The following is a 17,093-nucleotide window of genomic DNA, read 5'->3' as shown; positions in this document are numbered from 1 at the left end:
CCAAGAAAGGCCGAAACACTATTTAAGTGATGGCCTGGTTCGGCACCCTTGACTGGAGCGGTAAGCGCCAAGCTGATCAATGCTAAGATCGCTTCGTTTCTCATGGGCTGTTTCCGATCTAGGGTTCATGAGGCTATACGGGAGGTACGATTAGGTTTTTAGCAAAAAGCGTCAACGATGGATTCGCTCTGGCGGAAACTCAGGTAGGCGAGAGGTAGAAGTCATTGTTAGCGACAGGTGAGGCAGCCAAACAAGTTATAAGAAGGCACTGATAAGGGTTTTGGCTTTCCTCCGGGCGGCTTAACCAGATGCCTCAACGAGGGCATCGGTGTCACTCTGGGATGCCGTTAAGGATTGCAGGTCCGTAACATCAGCAACCGCGTCTCTTGCAGTGCTTCTTGTGAAAATACTTTGCGATACGTTTGAGGCATAGTAGCGCGCGGCCTGCCGTTTGTAGTCCAACACGACACTATCAGCATTCCCATTAGCTTTCGCACCAGTGATGAGTAGCACAACCATTTCGGATTCGGTAACGCGGCCGCTGGTGAGGTCTGATGACCAATAAGCCACATCGGAGTTGGTCGCAGAACGAGCGAATAAATTTAGATACATCGCCCTCACGATCGCTTCGGCCCCCGATTGTGCAAGTCCATTATTGGCGCCGATGCCCGATGCCCACTCAGCGCTGAGGGTCATATCATTGGTAAGCTTTTTTAGCGCAACTCCGGAGTTCTGTCCGGCAGCAACTGCTTCGTCGAGTTCTGATGCCCAATACTCCAACCCATTAGGGTCGGGCGCGCGGCCATGTAAGCCGATGTAGGCCTCACTTATTTCATTTAAAGAGCTTTCTGAAGTGAAACTAACATCTGCTACGAAGCTGGCTACCGCCCAGCAGTCTCCATAAAGGGGCGCTGCTGTATACACGTTGTAATGCAGTGATCCCGGGCAAGTTCCCGTTACTTCATCCAGCTTGTAACCGTCGGCTGGTTGAAACGTAATCTCTACCTCAGCATCTACTCTGGCGTGCATCGAGGGATGGCGAGCGACTGAGCCACCGGCTCCAGCCGCAGCTCGGACTATGCCGTAGTCGCCATCGTAATCATCGTCGAAAAAGATGTGAGTGCCTTCCACCTCCTCACCCGTCTCAGGGTTTTTGTAGGTGAAGAAGGCTTCAGTGATTTCTGAGCCAAACGGCTGATCAGCCCCTTCGCCACAATAACCCCGGCCGGAGTATCCACCGGCCTCTAAAACAAACTCACCGGCTTCAAAAGTGCCAGTGTAGTAGCTCGATCCGTCTGCTCGCAAAAACGTTTGCGACATCACCTCCACAGCATACTGCGAGGCGTTAATCATGTTTATCCCTTGGTAAGGCGTTTCATCTTCGCAAGAGGAATATACGGGTTTCTCTTGAATTGCGGCATAGTCGAACCCTCGGCCCTCATAACCTGCAACAATAAATTTTGTGTTACTCAGTGTTCGTTTGTTGTCTGCTGAATCAGAGTACGCAGGTGACACACCACAAGGGTAACCAAGGCAGTCGCTGTCGGGATTGGAAAATACAGCAACAGTTTCTTCATAGGCATCTCTGTAGGCCCCCATGATCGTATTGAACACTGCGGATCGTCCCGCACCATAGCTGTAGTTATAAGCGCCACCAGCATAAATATTATCGTCACCACGGTGGTGCGCAGCGCCCAAGTTGTGGCCTATTTCGTGGGTGAAAGCGTCTTCGCTACAGTAACTTCCATATCCCTCTTGGGGCTTCCACTCAGTAATGCCATTTGTTTCATCACGATAACCTAAGCCTTCGTAGATGCTGTAAGACGCCAGCCCACAGTTTGGCAGCTCATCCTCTTCACTTTTATCAACTCTTACGACATGAACGAGGTCGGCATTGAGTGCGGCTCTGTCTTCATCGGCCAGCGTAAAGGGGGCTTCTCTGTTTTTCAGTAAATCCAGAACAGCAGTATTGTCCTGGGCACTGCTGATCGCTACTGGTATTAGCCCAGCGAGGTTAAGCGTTAGTGCGATTCCGGTTCGTGCGTAGGCTAGGTTGCTGTATTCAAACAGGTAGTCGACAGTAGCTTCTGAAGTAGCCATCTTGCTGTCGTAATAAACTAAGACATCAATAGCGGTATCAGCGCTATAAACCGGGTAAACCGTTCCAGTGCCCGAAGCTGAAGTTGTGATTTCGCCCTGCTTAAAAAGTGATCGAGTTTTTACATTGGTGGGATTTAGTTCGAGCAAATGCCGGCTTGAATCTGATGGATGAAGCTCTGGAGCTACTCCAGATTTATCAATAGGGCTTGGCATTGCAGAATAATCCCGCTGTTGTAATGCGGGAGATCCGCCCTCAGAAAAAATTCTGTAAAAGTCAGGACCTTCGGCTAATGAGCCTTGCAGCTGACCGTCGGCGGTGATGACCAGCACAAACGTGCCGTTGCCTTCTGTAGTGCCCGACAGAGAACGATTACCTAATGAGGAGAATGTAGACCGCGCAATTGTGACGTCGTACGTGCGCCCACGGCCATTTGAAACCTGAAGCACCTCACCCACGGGGAAACCCGCGCTATACAGTTCTGCGGTCGAGAGATTACGCCCCTCATCCCAAGCGAAGGTCACGGAAGACTCTGCCTTCGCGAGGGAGGCAGTCAACATCAGAAAAAATACAGGCCATAACCTCATAAGTCCCGACACGCTCAGTCTCTGTCCTCTCAGTAATTGTTTAAACATTAATAAATGCCATTGTGATAAGCAATATTCCAGGGCTACCTGGGGTGATGATTTTCATTAACCGCCAAGCAGCAGACAGGTAGCGACAATTGCAAGATCAAAAAAGCCCGCACGGAGCGGGCAAGGGACATCCAAACCTTTAGTGCGTGCATTATTGAGCGATGGGCTTTCGGGGGATTGGCAGGTGGCGCCAATTTATTTGCTGAGATCGCCAACGAATTAATACTCGCGATGTGGGCAGGCTGGCAGCGCGATATTTCGTTTTTGGCACCCGTGCGGTTCAATTTTCATCGGGAGTAAGTGCTTTCAGCTACAGCGCCGCACCTTAAACAGTATGTTTCGAACAGCTTCAGCCTCCGTTTGGAGAAAGCGAGTCGCAGCGGGTTATCCAGCAGCTTTACCTCAGCAGATTCAGGCCACGCTTGTTAGGATGTGTCGTAAATCACCAACATCGGGCAATGACAATGAAAGCTGAACTTCAAGAGGTAATGAACATGTTGCGAAAGCTTCAAGGATCGATTGACTTTGGCGCCACGCCCGCCGCAGAGCGAGAGGAGCTAGCCGGGGACGTGTCCGACATTATGGACGCCCTGTTCGAGGCCATGAAAAAGATTCCCTGACAATTAATTCTTTAGTGTTAGTTGAGTCCTGCATTGACCGCCAACAAGGCCAGCCCAAGATGACGACCGAGCTGACTGATCTCCGAGATTGCGGTAAGACTGGCGAGAACAGCTAAATGCGTACTAAGACGGCTTGGGTGCAGGCTGTGTATTCCTCCTAATGTCCCAACCGCCGCATGAATCCTTGCCCTTGCCTGTGAAATGACAGGCAGGGACGTCCTGACTTATGGTTCGCACTGTAACAATCAGTAGGTTGTGTCATCAGCGACATGGGTTGTTTGGTGGAAAGTGTTGAGGAAGCTGCAAACCGTGTGGCTACGGAGGCAGCGAGATGTGCGGATGTTGACTGATCGGGAGCTGGCGGCAAAGTTGTTTGGGTTATCTTCATGGCTCAATTTGCGGCGCGAGATGACTCAACCTACTCAGGACGCACACTGGCAAACTCAGACCGCCCCAGAGGTTAATCGGCAGTTGAATTCAGTAGATTAAAGAGTTGGTAGCGAGAGGCTTCTTGTTGTGCACCCCCCAGAGGGGGAGTGGTACCGGAGGACGGACTCGAACCGTCAAGCTTTTAAGGGCGGGGGATTTTGAATCCCCTGTGTCTACCAATTCCACCACACCGGCTTAAATCAAGCGAGCGGAGTATAGCAAGGCCAGAGCAAACGGCAATAATTTGCTGCGAAGGTTGCGTTATTAAGTTATGCTGCTTCGCGAATCGGATAGCGCGCGTTTATAAAGCATCCGCGACTGAGTATCTCAAGGGGAGAAAAGACATGGCGATGAACCTCATCAAAAAAACCAATGAATACAAAATTTTCAAGCGCGGCGACGAGCGCTTTGCCGTTCAGGACGCCACCGGCAAGCCCGTCAATGGCGAAGAAAAAGTCAACATCTTGCTGGCAGAAGAGCTGATTAAGGTAACTCTACCCGGCGCCGAGCCCGTGGAAGAAGCGCCAGCTGAAGAGGCTTCTGCCGAAGAGGAAGCGCCGGCTGAGGCAGCTGGCGAAGAAGAGGCCACAGACGCCTAATTGCAGGGTCTCGATCGAAAACCGGCTGTTGCCGGTTTTTTTGTGCCCAAATTTGCAGAGGTAAAGGGTTTAAGGCTATGCGGCGACAGGACTTTTATTACGATTTGCCTGAGGAGTTGATCGCGCAGGAACCTCTGCCACAACGCACTGGCTCGCGCCTTCTTGTTCTCAACGGCGTCAACGGCGACATACAGCACAGCCAGTTCAATGACTTAACCGACTGGCTAGAGCCCAACGACCTATTGGTGTTCAACAATACTCGGGTAATACCGGCGAGATTGTATGGTGTTAAGCAAACCGGGGGTCGTGTTGAAATATTAATTGAGCGATTTCTAGAGGGCGGTTCAGCGCTGGCCCACGTCAGGGCAAGCAAGTCTTCGAAGCCGGGTACTGCTATTTTGATCACCCCTGACGAGACGTCAGACGCCACCGAATTTTCAGTTCGCGTTGAAGGTCGCCGAGAGGCACTATTCGAACTGGTTGTTGAGTCGGGATCTTGGCCCGAAATTTTAAAAACCTTCGGTCATATTCCTTTGCCGCCTTATATTGAGCGGTCAGATAATGCTAAAGATCGTGAGCGCTATCAGACAATATTCGCCCAGCGCGATGGTGCCGTTGCGGCACCAACAGCAGGTTTGCATTTTGACGCCCACTTACTTGAAGCTATTCGCTCTCAGGGTGTAAAGACAGCTGAGGTCACCTTGCATGTTGGCTCGGGCACATTCCAGCCAGTACGGGCCGAAGACATCACCGATCACCACATGCACAGTGAGTGGTTGGAAGTGAATGAAGACGTCGTGGCGGCCGTTCAACGCTGCCGAGAGTGCAAAGGCCGGGTGGTGGCCGTGGGCACTACGGCCGTTCGTTCTCTTGAAACAGCAGCCCGAGGTGGCATGCTAAAAACCTTCTCGGGTGATAGCGATATATTTCTTTACCCGGGTCAGCCCTTTAACGTCGTTGATGCCATGGTGACTAACTTTCATCTCCCTGAGTCGACGTTAATCATGCTGGTGGCGGCGTTTGCAGGCCACGAAAATACCATGGCGGCGTATAAGCAGGCTGTCGACCAGCGTTATCGCTTCTTTAGTTATGGTGATGCCATGCTCGTGACGGCTAACCCTGACAGCAGATCTGGAGGTTAGGCTAGCTATGAAATTCGATATCCAAGCCCGGGATGGCCAAGCTCGATGCGGTGAGCTGACCTTTGCTCGTGGCAGTGTCTCGACACCGGCTTTTATGCCAGTGGGAACCTATGGCACCGTCAAGGGCATGTTGCCCCGGGACATTGAAGCGATTGGCGCAGACATCATTTTGGGCAATACGTTTCATCTCTGGCTGCGACCCGGAACTGAGGTTATTCAGCAGCACGGCGATTTGCACGACTTTATGGGCTGGCAGAAACCGATATTGACGGATTCTGGTGGATTTCAAGTCTTCAGCCTGGGTGAAATGCGGAAGGTTGAAGAGCGTGGCGTTACCTTCCGTTCTCCCGTTAATGGTGACCGTGTTTTTCTAGACCCTGAAATTTCAATGGCAATTCAGCGGCGGCTTGGCAGTGACATCGTGATGATTTTCGACGAGTGCACGCCCTTTCCTGCAACTGAATCAGAAGCCGCCCAATCGATGAAGTTATCGCTGCGTTGGGCCGCAAGAAGTAAAGCGGGCCACGGTGATAACCCTGCGGCTTTATTTGGCATTGTCCAGGGTGGCATGTACGAATCTCTGCGCTTGGAGTCCATGGCGGGCTTAGTGGACCTCGATTTTGACGGCTACGCTATTGGCGGTTTGTCAGTAGGGGAGCCTAAAGAAGACATGCTGCGGGTGTTGGATGGTGTCGCTTCTGAGCTGCCGGCAGAGAAGCCGCGCTACTTAATGGGTGTTGGTACGCCAGCTGATTTGCTAGAGGGTGTTATGCGGGGGGTGGATATGTTCGATTGTGTCATGCCCACCCGTAACGCTCGTAACGGCCATCTCTTTACTGATCAAGGCGCGATTAAATTGCGAAATGCGCGGCATAAGAACAGCACTGAACCTGTAGACCGTTCTTGTGATTGTTACACTTGCCAAAATTTCACCCGGGCTTACTTGCATCACCTTGATAAATGCAACGAAATCTTGGGATCCCAGTTGAACACGATTCATAACCTGCGTTTTTATCAAAAGCACATGGCCGACATTCGTCGCGCGATACGTGAGGGGCGGCTCGCAGAGTTTGCCGCTGATTTCTATCGCCGGCAATCCAACCCTGAGCCTTGACGCGTAGACGCTGAGAATACCTAAGATGACTGACTAGCTCATGGACTTACCCGCGCCCGCTTCTCCTTGCGTTTCAATTTGCGCACTTGATGCCAATGACATTTGCCTCGGTTGTTTTCGTACCGGTAATGAGATTACCGACTGGTTTATCGCTGATGATGTCCGGAAACGCGAAATACTGCGCAACGCCGAGACGCGACGCAGCGAATCCAGCACGATTAAACTGCTCTGACGCCTTCCTGAAGTGGGCGCCGCCGTTGTTACGGCGCTTGCCACCTACGCGGGGAGGGCACCTACGTTACTCTGCGGCAGCGGTCTCTGGCGTCTCCATGGGTTTAATTTTCACCTTGCTGAGCGTCCGGCCCTCAATTGCGAGAACCTGAATGAGATAGCCAGGAATTTGCACAGCGACTGCTCCCGAAGGGAAGGCTTCCAGCGCCTCTAGCGCCAGCCCGCTGATGGTTTTAGGGCCGTCTGTAGGTAGCGACCAATTTCGATGCCGATTGAGCTCTCTGATGTGAACTGTTCCCGAGCAGACAGTGCCGCCATCGGGGTCAGTGTGCATTTCTTCGCTGTCTTCAATGAGGTTGGAGGTAAATTCCCCAACAATTTCTTCAAGAATGTCCTCAAGGGTCACCAAACCCAAAAGGTCACCGTATTCGTCAACGACAATGCCCATTCGAAGCTTTTTGAGTTGAAACTGCCGAAGTTGGGTGTGTAATGGCGTATTTTCAGGCACGAAGTAAGGTGTCTGGAGTTCTCGATTTAGCGTGTCCCGACACAAGCCGCCGGACACAAGCACGCGTGATAGGTCGCGCATGTGCAGAACACCTTGAATGTTGTTGATATCTTCATGCCAAACGGGGAGCAAGGTGTGGGTGCTGGTTTGCAAGTGCTCGAGGATGATTTCATCACTGTCGTCAAGATCGATGCCAAAGACCTCGCTGCGCGGCACCATGATGTCGTCCACGGTGACCAGCTCCAGATCCAGTATGTTCGTCAACATGCGCCGGTGGCGGCTTGGAATCATGGTGCCAGACTCACTAACGATGGTCCGCAGCTCCTCTTGCGACAATGCTTCGTCATTTTGTAGATCGGGCCGGAAGCCCATGAGTTTAAGTAGGCCATTGGTCACGCTGTTGATGGCCCAGACCAGAGGCATAAACAGCTTGAGTAAAGGAAGTAAAATCAGGCTGAACGGAAATGCCAGTTTTTCCGGGTGGAGTGCAGCAACCGTTTTCGGCGTTATTTCTGCGAATACCAGTATCACAAGTGTCAGAGCGACTGTTGCGACGGCAATGCCAGCGTCGCCGTAAAGGCGTATGGCGATGACCGTTGCAATGGCGGAGGCGAGTATGTTGACCAGATTATTGCCGATCAAAATGATGCTGATGAGCTGGTCGGGGCGCTCTAACAGCTTGCTCGCTCGGCGAGCTCCCTTGTGGTCCTTACCGATAAGGTGTTTCAACCGGTAGCGGTTTAGCGACAGCATGCTTGTCTCTGAGCTCGAGAAGAAAGCTGAGATCAGAATCAGAGCAGCGAGTAATGTAAAAAGAAGTCCCAGCGGGGCGTCGTTCAAGGAGGTTCGTCAATTAGAAGTAAGGTCCACCATGGTGGAGAAAAACAGCGCCGCTGACAAGCGTTTCGGCACCCCTGAGTGTCGACCTGCCTAGAGCAGTAGCTCAACGACCAGTTTTGACCCGAAGAAGCCGATAGCCATGAGGCCGTAACCCAGAAAAACCAGTGACAATGCCGTGCTGATTCGCAGGCCACGCTGCCAGTGAACGGCAAGAGTCAGAGTGAGCAGTACCCAAGATAGCGTCGTCAGGACCGTTTTGTGGACCAGCTGTTGGCCTAGCAGATCATCGACGAACAGCGCCCCCGATACGACCGCAACCGTTAACCACAACACGCCTGCGGCAAGAAGCTCGAAGAACATTTGGCCCATAGTGTCCAGGGCGGGAAGTAAGCGCACGATACCCCGGGTATTGTGGCTGCGTAAGCGCTGTGTTTGCACCGACAGCAACGCACCCTGTAGTGAGGTCAGTGTCAGTACGCCAAAGGCCAACAGCGAGCTGACAATATGGGCCAGCAAGCCGCTCTCGAGGCCCGCTAGTGGCTGACCTGTCGGCGGGGCAAAAGCGCTGACAAGAACTGCTAGCGCCGAAAAAGGAAAGGTTGCAATGATCACCATTTGTAGGGGGCGAACCAGCAGGCTGACTACACTAATCACCCCCATGATCAAAAAAATAAGGGAGGAGATTTTGTAAAAACCTAAGTCCAGCGCACCTTTCTGCAGATCTATGGCAAAAATAGCCAGGTGACAAGATACCGCCAGAATCGCCAACGCCGTGACATCCCAAGGCGCCCGGTGGCGTCGTCCGTCCAGAGTCAAAAGCTGTCTGGCAGCGGCACCGACATAGACCAATGCGGTAGCGACTGCGAGGGCGGCCTGAAGTAAATCGGGAGTGGTGGTCAAAAAATCCTCGCTATGTGCTGACTAGGTCATTGGGTGCGTTTGCTTCAGCACGTATACTACGCTCTTTATCACCGTTTGAGGCGTCCTTTACGGCGCCATTCGAGGTTCCATGTTTGAAGGATTAAGCGATCGTCTGTCCGCCAGTTTAAAAAGTATGTCTGGGAAGTCCAGACTGACTGAGGACAACATTCGAGACACGTTGCGCGAAGTGCGTATGGCGCTGCTTGAAGCTGATGTTGCTCTGGAAGTTGTGAAGGCATTTACTGAAGCCGTCAAAACCCGCGCAGTTGGAGCAGAGGTGGCTCAAAGCCTGTCCCCGGGTCAGGCTTTCCTTAAAATTGTGCAGGCAGAGCTGACCGAAACTATGGGCAGTGCCAACGAGGCTTTGACCCTAAATGCTCAGCCCCCTGCGGTGGTCATGGTGGCGGGGTTGCAGGGTGCGGGAAAAACGACGTCTATCGCCAAGCTAGCGCGATATTTGATGGAGCGTGAAAAAAAGTCAGTTGCGGTAGTGTCAGCCGATGTTTATCGACCTGCTGCGATCAAGCAGTTGGAGACCCTCGCAGGTGAGGTTGGGGCGCGTTTTGAGCCCTCCTCGGGCGAGGAAAAACCCGTCGATATCGTAAATCGTGCACTCGACAATGCGCGGCTTAATTTCACCGATGTGCTGTTGGTAGATACGGCAGGCAGGCTTGCGGTTGACGAAGCCATGATGGCGGAAATTCGGGAACTTCACGCGGCGGTCACTCCTATTGAAACCTTGTTTGTTATAGACGCCATGATGGGGCAAGACGCCGTGATGACTGCCCGGGCCTTTGGCGAGACTTTGCCGCTGACCGGCGTCATTTTAACCAAGGTCGATGCCGATACCCGCGGCGGGGCGGCGTTGTCGGTAAGGTCGGTGACCGGGAAGCCCATTAAATTCCTAGGTGTTGGCGAGAAAACAGATGCCTTAGACCCGTTTCACCCCGATCGACTGGCCTCGCGCATTTTAGGAATGGGCGATTTGCTGTCGCTTATTGAGGATGCTGAACGCAAGGTTGATCAGAAAAAAGCCAAGCGATTGGCCAAGAAAGTGCAGAAGGGAGGCCGATTTGATCTTGAAGATTTTCGAGAGCAGCTGCAGCAAATGAAAAATATGGGTGGCATTGGCGCCATGATGGAGAAAATGCCCGGTATGGGGAATATGGCGGCCATGGCCCAGCAAAACGTCGATCTTAAGCAGTTTGCGAGGATGGAGGCCATGATTGACTCGATGACCCCGCTGGAGCGCCGCAAGCCAGAGGTCATTTCAGGCGGGCGCAAACGACGTATCACACTGGGCTCTGGCACTCAGGTGCAGGACCTAAATCGGCTGTTGAAGCAGCACAAACAAATGCAAAAGATGATGAAAAAAATGAAAGGCGGAGGCATGCAAAAGATGATGCGTGGGCTCGGCGGTATGATGCCGCCCGGTGGCGGCATGTCAGGTGGTGGTTTTCCACCTCGCTGAGGTGGGTTGACGGCTAGTATTAGCGGAGCGTTTACTGTATTCTCCGCTCCCTTATATTTCGGGAACAAGGCCTCTGGGTCGTGTGTCCTTTACAAAATTTTACAGAGGAATCAACAAGATGGTAGTTATTCGGCTGTCACGAGGCGGGTCCAAAAAGCGGCCGTTTTATCAGGTCACGGTTACCGATCATCGCCGTTCACGGGACGGACGCTTCATCGAGCGTGTCGGGTTCTTCAATCCAGTCGCTCGCGGACAAGAAGAGCGTCTCAGATTGGACCTTGAAAAGATCGAGTCATGGGTAGCCAAAGGCGCTCAGGTGTCACCTCGAGTGAAGGCCTTAATGAAGGACGCTGTCGCGGCTCAGACTGAAGCTGCCGCTGCATAACACCGAGAATTAGAGACTGTCAGTCCCTTGACGGAGTCGCTGGTACTGGCGGAAGTCTTGGGTGCCCATGGCATCAAAGGCTGGGTAAAGATTCGGCCACTGCTAGAAGATCCGACTTTTTTAGTAGGGCTTCAGGGCCTAGTTATCGTGCCAGGATCCAAAATGCGTGCTGGCGCATCCCGAGACATTAAAGTCATCAGCTTGAGGCCTCAAGGGCGCGGGTGGGTGGCTCAACTCTCCGGGGTAGACGATAGGACACTAGCGGAAGGGCTGAAAGGCATGGAGTTGCGGGGGCCCGCGGCGCTGTTGCCTGAGTTAGAGGATGGAGATTTTTACTGGCGTGATCTCGAGGGATTGCGCGTGTGGTGCGAGAGCTCAGACGGCCTTTGTCTTCTGGGTGAGATCGACTACTTGCTAGAGACAGGTGCAAACGACGTCCTAGTGGTGCGACCTTGTGAGGGAAGCATGGACGACAAAGAGCGCTTGATTCCCTGGCTGGTTGACGATGTCGTTCGGGAAGTTGATATGCAGGCAGGCACTGTACGTGTGAGTTGGTACACCGATGTCTGAGGCGCAACACCGGTTTGCTGTGATGACGCTGTTTCCGGAAATGTTCAGTGCCGTAAGTGACTGGGGCGTAACCAGTAGAGGCTTGAAGGACAACCTCTGGAGTTTGTCATTACACAACCCGCGGGATCATGCGTCAGATCGTCACGGAACCGTGGATGACCGACCCTACGGCGGTGGACCCGGTATGGTAATGCAGGCCCCGCTGCTGGATCGAGCATTGGAGGCGGCTAAAGCCGAGTTGGGGGGAAGCCCCAAAGTGGTGGCTATGACACCACAGGGGCGACAGTTTACAGACAGCGTGGCAAGGGAGTTGCTCGCTGACAACGCCATCATTTTTGTGTCAGGGCGTTATGAGGGAATAGACGAGCGTTTTATTGAACGTTCAGTCGATCACGAGATCTCCGTGGGTGATTTTGTGGTAAGTGGTGGAGAGTTACCGACGATGCTGGTGATTGACGCTATGGTGCGTTTGATCCCTGGTGTGCTGGGGCATAGCGCCTCTGCTGAAGAGGATTCTTTCGCAGACGGGCTATTGGACTGTCCCCATTACACCCGACCCGAGTCTTATCAGGGGCGGGCGGTGCCGGCGGTGCTTTTGAGCGGTGACCATGGGGCCATTGCACGGTGGCGCCGGGCCCAATCGATTCGCAGGACGTTGGATCGAAGACCAGATTTGCTAACGCCCGAGAGGGTTGTGGCAGAAGATTGGAAGCTCCTTAAAGAGTGGGAGCTGGACTGAAAACTAGCAGTATAGAAAACTACGCGGCATTAGCCGCCGCCGCGCAAACTGCGCAGCTTGATGGGAGAGTGTGATGAGCACCAACAAAATTATTTCGGAAATTAATGCCGAACAAATGACCAAGGAAATCACTGATTTCGCCCCCGGCGATACCGTCGTGGTGCAGGTCAAAGTGAAGGAAGGCACTCGTGAGCGTTTACAGGCCTTTGAAGGCGTTTGTATTGGCAAGCGAAACCGTGGCCTGAACTCTGCGTTCACACTGCGTAAAATTTCACACGGTGTTGGTGTTGAGCGAACCTTTCAAACGTACAGCCCGCTGCTAGACAGCATTACTGTCAAGCGTCGCGGCGATGTACGGCAGGCAAAGTTGTACTACTTGCGTGAGCGTAGCGGTAAGGCAGCTCGTATTAAGGAAAAGCTCTCTCGCTGAGCATGTTGCAAGACGGGGTGATTTGAAGTGCCCGCGTCTCCCGAGGTCGAGCGGTACCTTGACAGTTTGTGGATGGAGCGGGGGTTGAGTGAAAACACCCTCGCGGCCTACCGCCGCGACCTGAGCCTCTTCGACGAATGGTTAGCCGCCACGGCCGATCAGCCCCTGCTGGCAGCGAATGCCAGCCATATCCAATCCTACTTGGGTCTTAAGCTCCGTCAGGGGGCTTCTCCCAGATCTAGTGCTAGGTTCTTATCTGCGGCACGCAGTTTTTATCGTTGGGCCCTTCGAGAGGGCCAGATCACAGAAGACCCCACACTTCGTATTGAGAGCCCTAGACAGGGTCGACCGTTACCGAAATCGCTTTCGGAGACCGATGTGGAACAACTCCTCAATGCGCCTGACCTTGAATTGGCGTTGGAGTTTCGTGATCGGACAATGCTTGAACTTCTTTATGCTTGTGGTCTACGGGTGTCAGAACTTGTGGGTCTTCAGGTTGAACAGGTGGGTCTTAATCAGGGTATTGTTAGGGTCGTGGGTAAAGGGGGAAAAGAGCGGCTTGTCCCGATGGGGGAAGAGGCTTTGGATTGGTTGATGCGGTACATGCGTGGGCCGAGAACCGAGCTGCTTAAAGGTCAGTCGAGTAATGTTCTTTTTCCATCTAATCGGTCCCAGCAGATGACTCGCCAGACCTTCTGGTATCGTATTAAAATATATGGGAAACGCGCGGGTATACGGACACACTTATCACCCCATACCCTAAGGCACGCCTTTGCCACGCATTTGTTAAACCACGGCGCTGACCTGAGGGTGGTGCAAATGTTGTTAGGTCACAGTGATCTTTCAACAACGCAAATTTACACCCACGTGGCCAGTCAGCGAATGCAAGCATTACACGAGCAACACCACCCGAGAGGCTAGATGCTGAGGCCTGTTAGTTAGAACCCCTGGAATGGAGCGAAATGGATATGAGCGAATTAGCTCGCAGCAGTAAAGGTTTTGGCGCAAAGCAGGTGAAAGCTTCTTCGAGCGTGAGCGCTGTGCTGCTAATGCTTGTTGCACTGTTAGCCTCCGCCTTGGCAAATGCGGAAACCTACAGTTCTAATCCGCACAAGACCCTCGAGGAAAAAATTTCAGCTGCGCTCAGCAGCGGCAGCGGTGCTCCCGTAACCGTGCAGAGTGTCAAAAAGACGCCGGCAAGCGGCTTGCTTGAGGTGACCCTCGATAACGGTCTGGTGCTGTACGCCACCGAGCAAGGGGACCACTTTGTGGTGGGTGATCTCTATGCAGTGCGTAAAAATGGCCTTGTCAATCTCGCGGAAGAAAAGCGAGAGCTGGATCGTATTGCTTTGATCGATGGCGTCGACTTGGCTCAGATGATTGTATTCACCCCCGAAGGCGAGACTCGCGACTACATTACGGTGTTCACCGATGTGACCTGCTTTTACTGCCAAAAGTTGCACAAGGAAGTGGCCGATCTTAATGACATGGGGATAGAGGTGCGCTATTTGGCATATCCTCGGGGCGGTCCTGATTCCGAGGGCGCTCAAAAGTTAAACACTGCCTGGTGTGCCGATGATCCGCAAAAAACCTTGACGCAACTTAAAGCCGGTGTGGCTCTGCCATTGTCAGATTGTGAGAGTTCACCCGTGACCGCACAGTTTGAATTAGGTGCAGCGATGGGGGTTCGGGGAACCCCCGCTATTGTGACGAGTAGCGGACAAATGATTCCCGGGTACAAGCCAGCAGCAGAGTTGGCCGCTGTGCTAGGACTGCAATAGTCAAATTGTTCTCTTCTCGAGGCCGCAGAGCAAAGTAATCCGGAGTAGCGAAACGTTGAACCACAACTTCCAGCGCATTGATCGGCTACCGCCGTATGTTTTTAATATCATCGGCGAGTTGAAGACCGCGGCCCGTGCCCGCGGGGAAGATGTCATCGACTTTGGTATGGGCAATCCCGACCAGCCGACACCGAAGCACATTGTTGACAAGCTCGCTGACACAATTCATCGCGGCGACACCCATCGATACTCTCAGTCAAAAGGCATTCCTCGGTTACGCAAAGCCATCTGTGATTGGTATCAGCGTCGTTACGATGTAGAACTCAATCCCGAAAGTGAAGCCATTGTGACTATGGGTTCCAAAGAGGGGTTGGCGCATTTGGCATTAGCGACAACTAGCACGGGGGACTCGATTTTGGTTCCCAACCCGTCTTATCCCATCCACCCGTACGGGTTTGTCATTTCTGGCGCCGATTTACGTCATGTCCCGATGTCAGATGAAGACACTTTCTTTGAGGAGCTGGAGCAAGCAATTCGCAACAGTTATCCCAAGCCAAAGATGTTGGTGCTCAATTTCCCCTCAAACCCCACGGGCCACTGCGTCGAATTAAGTTTTTTCGAAAAGGTGATTGCAATAGCGCGAGAGGCAGGTATCTGGGTCGTGCATGATCTCGCCTACGCAGATTTATGTTTTGACGGTTACGTGGCCCCCAGTATTCTGCAGGTGGAGGGCGCTAGGGATATCGCAGTAGAATTTTTCACGCTGTCTAAAAGCTACAACATGCCCGGATGGCGCGTGGGGTTTTGCTGTGGCAATCCAGAGTTAATTGCTGCACTGACTCGCATCAAGTCGTATCTGGATTACGGTATCTTTACCCCAGTTCAGGTGGCAGCCATTGCTGCCCTTGAGGGCGATCAGCAGTGCGTCTCGGATATTTGTGAAATGTATCGCAGCCGCAGAGATGTGCTCTGCCAGGGCCTTAACGAAGCGGGATGGCCAGTGACGCCGCCGAAGGCCACGATGTTTGTTTGGGCACAAATCCCTGAGGGCTTTAGGCATATGGGATCTCTGGAGTTTAGTAAATTGCTGCTGGCAGAAGCTGGTGTTGCGGTGTCCCCCGGTATTGGTTTTGGTGAATATGGTGAGGGGTACGTACGCTTTGGTTTGATTGAAAACGAGCACCGTACGCGCCAAGCATTGCGAGGTATCAAAAAGGTACTTCGAGGTGGCCCCCCTAACGATAGCAGCGGAGTTTAAGGACCATGAGCAGTCTGAAAATTGGAATCTGCGGTTTGGGCACCGTTGGCAGCGGCGTCGTCAATATTTTTAATGCCCATCACGGTCTAATCCAGCAACGCTGCAATAATGACTTGGAATTGCTACATGTTGGGGCGCGTCGAGACAATTCTGACTGCGATACCAGTGATTACCGCGTCAGCCGCGATATCTTTGAGGTCGTTCGCGACCCTGAAGTCGATGTCGTGGTGGAATTGATTGGTGGGACCACCGTCGCTCGTGATTTGGTAACGCAAGCTATTGAAGCTGGGAAACATGTCGTCACTGCCAATAAAGCACTGATTGCAGAATTTGGTAACGAGCTGATTGCACTGGCTGAGCGTGCTCAAGTTGCTCTGCGGTTTGAAGCGGCGGTAGCCGGTGGTATTCCGATTATCAAGGTTTTGCGAGAGTCCCTCGCGGCGAATGTTGTCAGCGGCGTGGCTGGAATTATCAACGGCACCGGCAATTTTATTTTGACCGAAATGGCCCATGAAGGTCGTAGTTTTGAGGACGTGCTGGCCGAGGCGCAGGCTTTAGGGTACGCAGAGGCTGATCCTACCTTCGATATTGATGGAACCGATGCTGCCCACAAACTGGTGATCTTGGCGTCACTGGCCTTTGGTATTCCATTAGACGCCAATGCCGCCGTTACGGAGGGCATTGACACGGTCACTCCTGAAGACCTCGATTTTGCCAAGGAGTTGGGTTTCAGCGTTAAACATTTGGGGATTGCCCGACGCAGCGGCGACGCCCTTGATTTGCGGGTTCATCCCACTCTAATTCCCATTAACCGGCAAATAGCCCGGGTCGATGGTGTTTTGAATGCCATTATGGTCGAAGCCGATTCTGTTGGTGAAATTGTGCTCACGGGACCCGGAGCTGGGTCTCTTCCCACGGCCTCCTCAGTTTGCGGTGACCTTATGGACTTGGGGCGCGTCTTAAATCATTCGCTTGTCGATCCCACCCCGACACTTGGCGTACCCAGTGATCAGCTGCAGACATTACCCTTAATACCTCGTCATGAGGTAGCCGGTGTTTGGTATTTGCGCTTGGTGGTTGAAGACCGTCCGGGTGTTATGGCGGAAATATCCGGTTTGTTGAGTGCCCGTGGCATAAGCATTGAGCAGCTGGTTCAGCGCCCTCCAGCTGAAGGGTCTAGTCATGTTACCGTCGTTATCCTCACTGATGCCGTCATGTGTGGTCATCTCGACTCGGCAATCCTTGATATAGAAACACTACCGGCGCTCAGTGGTTCCGTGGTGCGACTAAGGGTCGAGAGTTTTAAGGAGGCATAAGTTGCC

Annotated in this window: 17 protein-coding genes and 1 tRNA gene; 14 read left to right on the top strand and 4 right to left on the bottom strand. The window is 52.8% G+C overall.

Annotated features, from left to right (window positions below):
* Positions 1 to 300: 300 nt before the first annotated feature.
* Positions 301 to 2,733 carry a zinc-dependent metalloprotease family protein gene (locus ACMAY6_RS10995; protein WP_435211809.1) on the bottom strand — a complete coding sequence of 811 codons (2,433 nt, stop codon included), beginning with the start codon at positions 2,731 to 2,733 and terminating at the stop codon, positions 301 to 303.
* 464 nt (positions 2,734 to 3,197) lie between these two features.
* Between ACMAY6_RS10995 and ACMAY6_RS10990 the strand changes: the two genes are divergently transcribed.
* Entirely contained in the window at positions 3,198 to 3,353 is a 156-nt protein-coding gene (locus ACMAY6_RS10990) for a hypothetical protein (protein ID WP_435211808.1), read from the top strand.
* Between the two features lie 537 nt (positions 3,354 to 3,890).
* Here ACMAY6_RS10990 and ACMAY6_RS10985 read toward each other — a convergent pair.
* Positions 3,891 to 3,977: transfer RNA gene (locus ACMAY6_RS10985), tRNA-Leu, on the bottom strand.
* Positions 3,978 to 4,126: 149 nt separating this feature from the next.
* On the opposite strand from ACMAY6_RS10985, the gene ACMAY6_RS10980 reads away from it, so the two are divergent.
* The 4 genes from ACMAY6_RS10980 (at position 4,127) to ACMAY6_RS10965 (ending at position 6,869) form a co-directional block, all read left to right on the top strand.
* Positions 4,127 to 4,381, top strand: a complete 255-nt coding sequence (locus ACMAY6_RS10980) for a hypothetical protein (RefSeq protein WP_435211807.1) — start codon at positions 4,127 to 4,129, stop codon at positions 4,379 to 4,381.
* A 77-nt stretch (positions 4,382 to 4,458) separates the two neighbouring features.
* Positions 4,459 to 5,523 (top strand): tRNA preQ1(34) S-adenosylmethionine ribosyltransferase-isomerase QueA, encoded by a 1,065-nt coding sequence (gene queA / locus ACMAY6_RS10975; RefSeq protein WP_435211805.1) that lies wholly within the window; start codon positions 4,459 to 4,461, stop codon positions 5,521 to 5,523.
* Positions 5,524 to 5,530: 7 nt separating this feature from the next.
* Positions 5,531 to 6,637: a tRNA guanosine(34) transglycosylase Tgt gene (tgt, locus tag ACMAY6_RS10970; RefSeq protein WP_435211804.1), complete on the top strand. Its 1,107-nt coding sequence runs from the start codon at positions 5,531 to 5,533 to the stop codon at positions 6,635 to 6,637.
* Between the two features lie 40 nt (positions 6,638 to 6,677).
* The gene (locus tag ACMAY6_RS10965) at positions 6,678 to 6,869 is read left to right on the top strand and encodes a DUF1289 domain-containing protein (RefSeq protein ID WP_435211802.1); all 192 of its coding nucleotides are present in this window, start codon (positions 6,678 to 6,680) and stop codon (positions 6,867 to 6,869) included.
* A 66-nt stretch (positions 6,870 to 6,935) separates the two neighbouring features.
* Here the strand turns inward: ACMAY6_RS10965 and ACMAY6_RS10960 are convergent, their stop codons facing one another.
* Complete coding sequence (locus ACMAY6_RS10960; RefSeq protein WP_435211800.1) at positions 6,936 to 8,216, bottom strand: HlyC/CorC family transporter; 1,281 nt, start codon at positions 8,214 to 8,216, stop codon at positions 6,936 to 6,938.
* A 90-nt stretch (positions 8,217 to 8,306) separates the two neighbouring features.
* Entirely contained in the window at positions 8,307 to 9,116 is an 810-nt protein-coding gene (locus ACMAY6_RS10955) for a cytochrome C assembly family protein (protein WP_435211798.1), read from the bottom strand.
* Positions 9,117 to 9,225: 109 nt separating this feature from the next.
* On the opposite strand from ACMAY6_RS10955, the gene ffh reads away from it, so the two are divergent.
* The 9 genes from ffh (at position 9,226) to ACMAY6_RS10910 (ending at position 17,087) form a co-directional block, all read left to right on the top strand.
* Entirely contained in the window at positions 9,226 to 10,608 is a 1,383-nt protein-coding gene (ffh, locus tag ACMAY6_RS10950) for a signal recognition particle protein (protein WP_435211797.1), read from the top strand.
* Positions 10,609 to 10,726: 118 nt separating this feature from the next.
* Positions 10,727 to 10,993 carry a 30S ribosomal protein S16 gene (gene rpsP, locus ACMAY6_RS10945; protein ID WP_435211795.1) on the top strand — a complete coding sequence of 89 codons (267 nt, stop codon included), beginning with the start codon at positions 10,727 to 10,729 and terminating at the stop codon, positions 10,991 to 10,993.
* 27 nt (positions 10,994 to 11,020) lie between these two features.
* Positions 11,021 to 11,563 carry a ribosome maturation factor RimM gene (gene rimM / locus ACMAY6_RS10940; RefSeq protein ID WP_435211793.1) on the top strand — a complete coding sequence of 181 codons (543 nt, stop codon included), beginning with the start codon at positions 11,021 to 11,023 and terminating at the stop codon, positions 11,561 to 11,563.
* Positions 11,556 to 12,302 (top strand): tRNA (guanosine(37)-N1)-methyltransferase TrmD, encoded by a 747-nt coding sequence (trmD, locus tag ACMAY6_RS10935; protein WP_435211791.1) that lies wholly within the window; start codon positions 11,556 to 11,558, stop codon positions 12,300 to 12,302. Before rimM ends, trmD begins: the two co-directional genes overlap by 8 nt.
* A gap of 73 nt (positions 12,303 to 12,375) precedes the next feature.
* Positions 12,376 to 12,732 (top strand): 50S ribosomal protein L19, encoded by a 357-nt coding sequence (gene rplS, locus ACMAY6_RS10930; protein ID WP_435211790.1) that lies wholly within the window; start codon positions 12,376 to 12,378, stop codon positions 12,730 to 12,732.
* A gap of 27 nt (positions 12,733 to 12,759) precedes the next feature.
* Positions 12,760 to 13,653, top strand: a complete 894-nt coding sequence (gene xerD, locus ACMAY6_RS10925; protein WP_435211788.1) for a site-specific tyrosine recombinase XerD — start codon at positions 12,760 to 12,762, stop codon at positions 13,651 to 13,653.
* Positions 13,654 to 13,700: 47 nt separating this feature from the next.
* Entirely contained in the window at positions 13,701 to 14,513 is an 813-nt protein-coding gene (locus tag ACMAY6_RS10920) for a DsbC family protein (protein ID WP_435211786.1), read from the top strand.
* Between the two features lie 55 nt (positions 14,514 to 14,568).
* Positions 14,569 to 15,771 (top strand): alanine transaminase, encoded by a 1,203-nt coding sequence (alaC, locus tag ACMAY6_RS10915; RefSeq protein ID WP_435211784.1) that lies wholly within the window; start codon positions 14,569 to 14,571, stop codon positions 15,769 to 15,771.
* Positions 15,772 to 15,776: 5 nt separating this feature from the next.
* Positions 15,777 to 17,087, top strand: coding sequence for a homoserine dehydrogenase (locus ACMAY6_RS10910; protein WP_435211782.1), 1,311 nt, complete (start codon positions 15,777 to 15,779; stop codon positions 17,085 to 17,087).
* Positions 17,088 to 17,093: the final 6 nt, after the last annotated feature.

The organism is Luminiphilus sp. nBUS_16, from assembly GCF_051201645.1.
GTDB lineage: Bacteria > Pseudomonadota > Gammaproteobacteria > Pseudomonadales > Halieaceae > Luminiphilus.
This window is presented reverse-complemented; position numbering and strand designations above follow the sequence as displayed.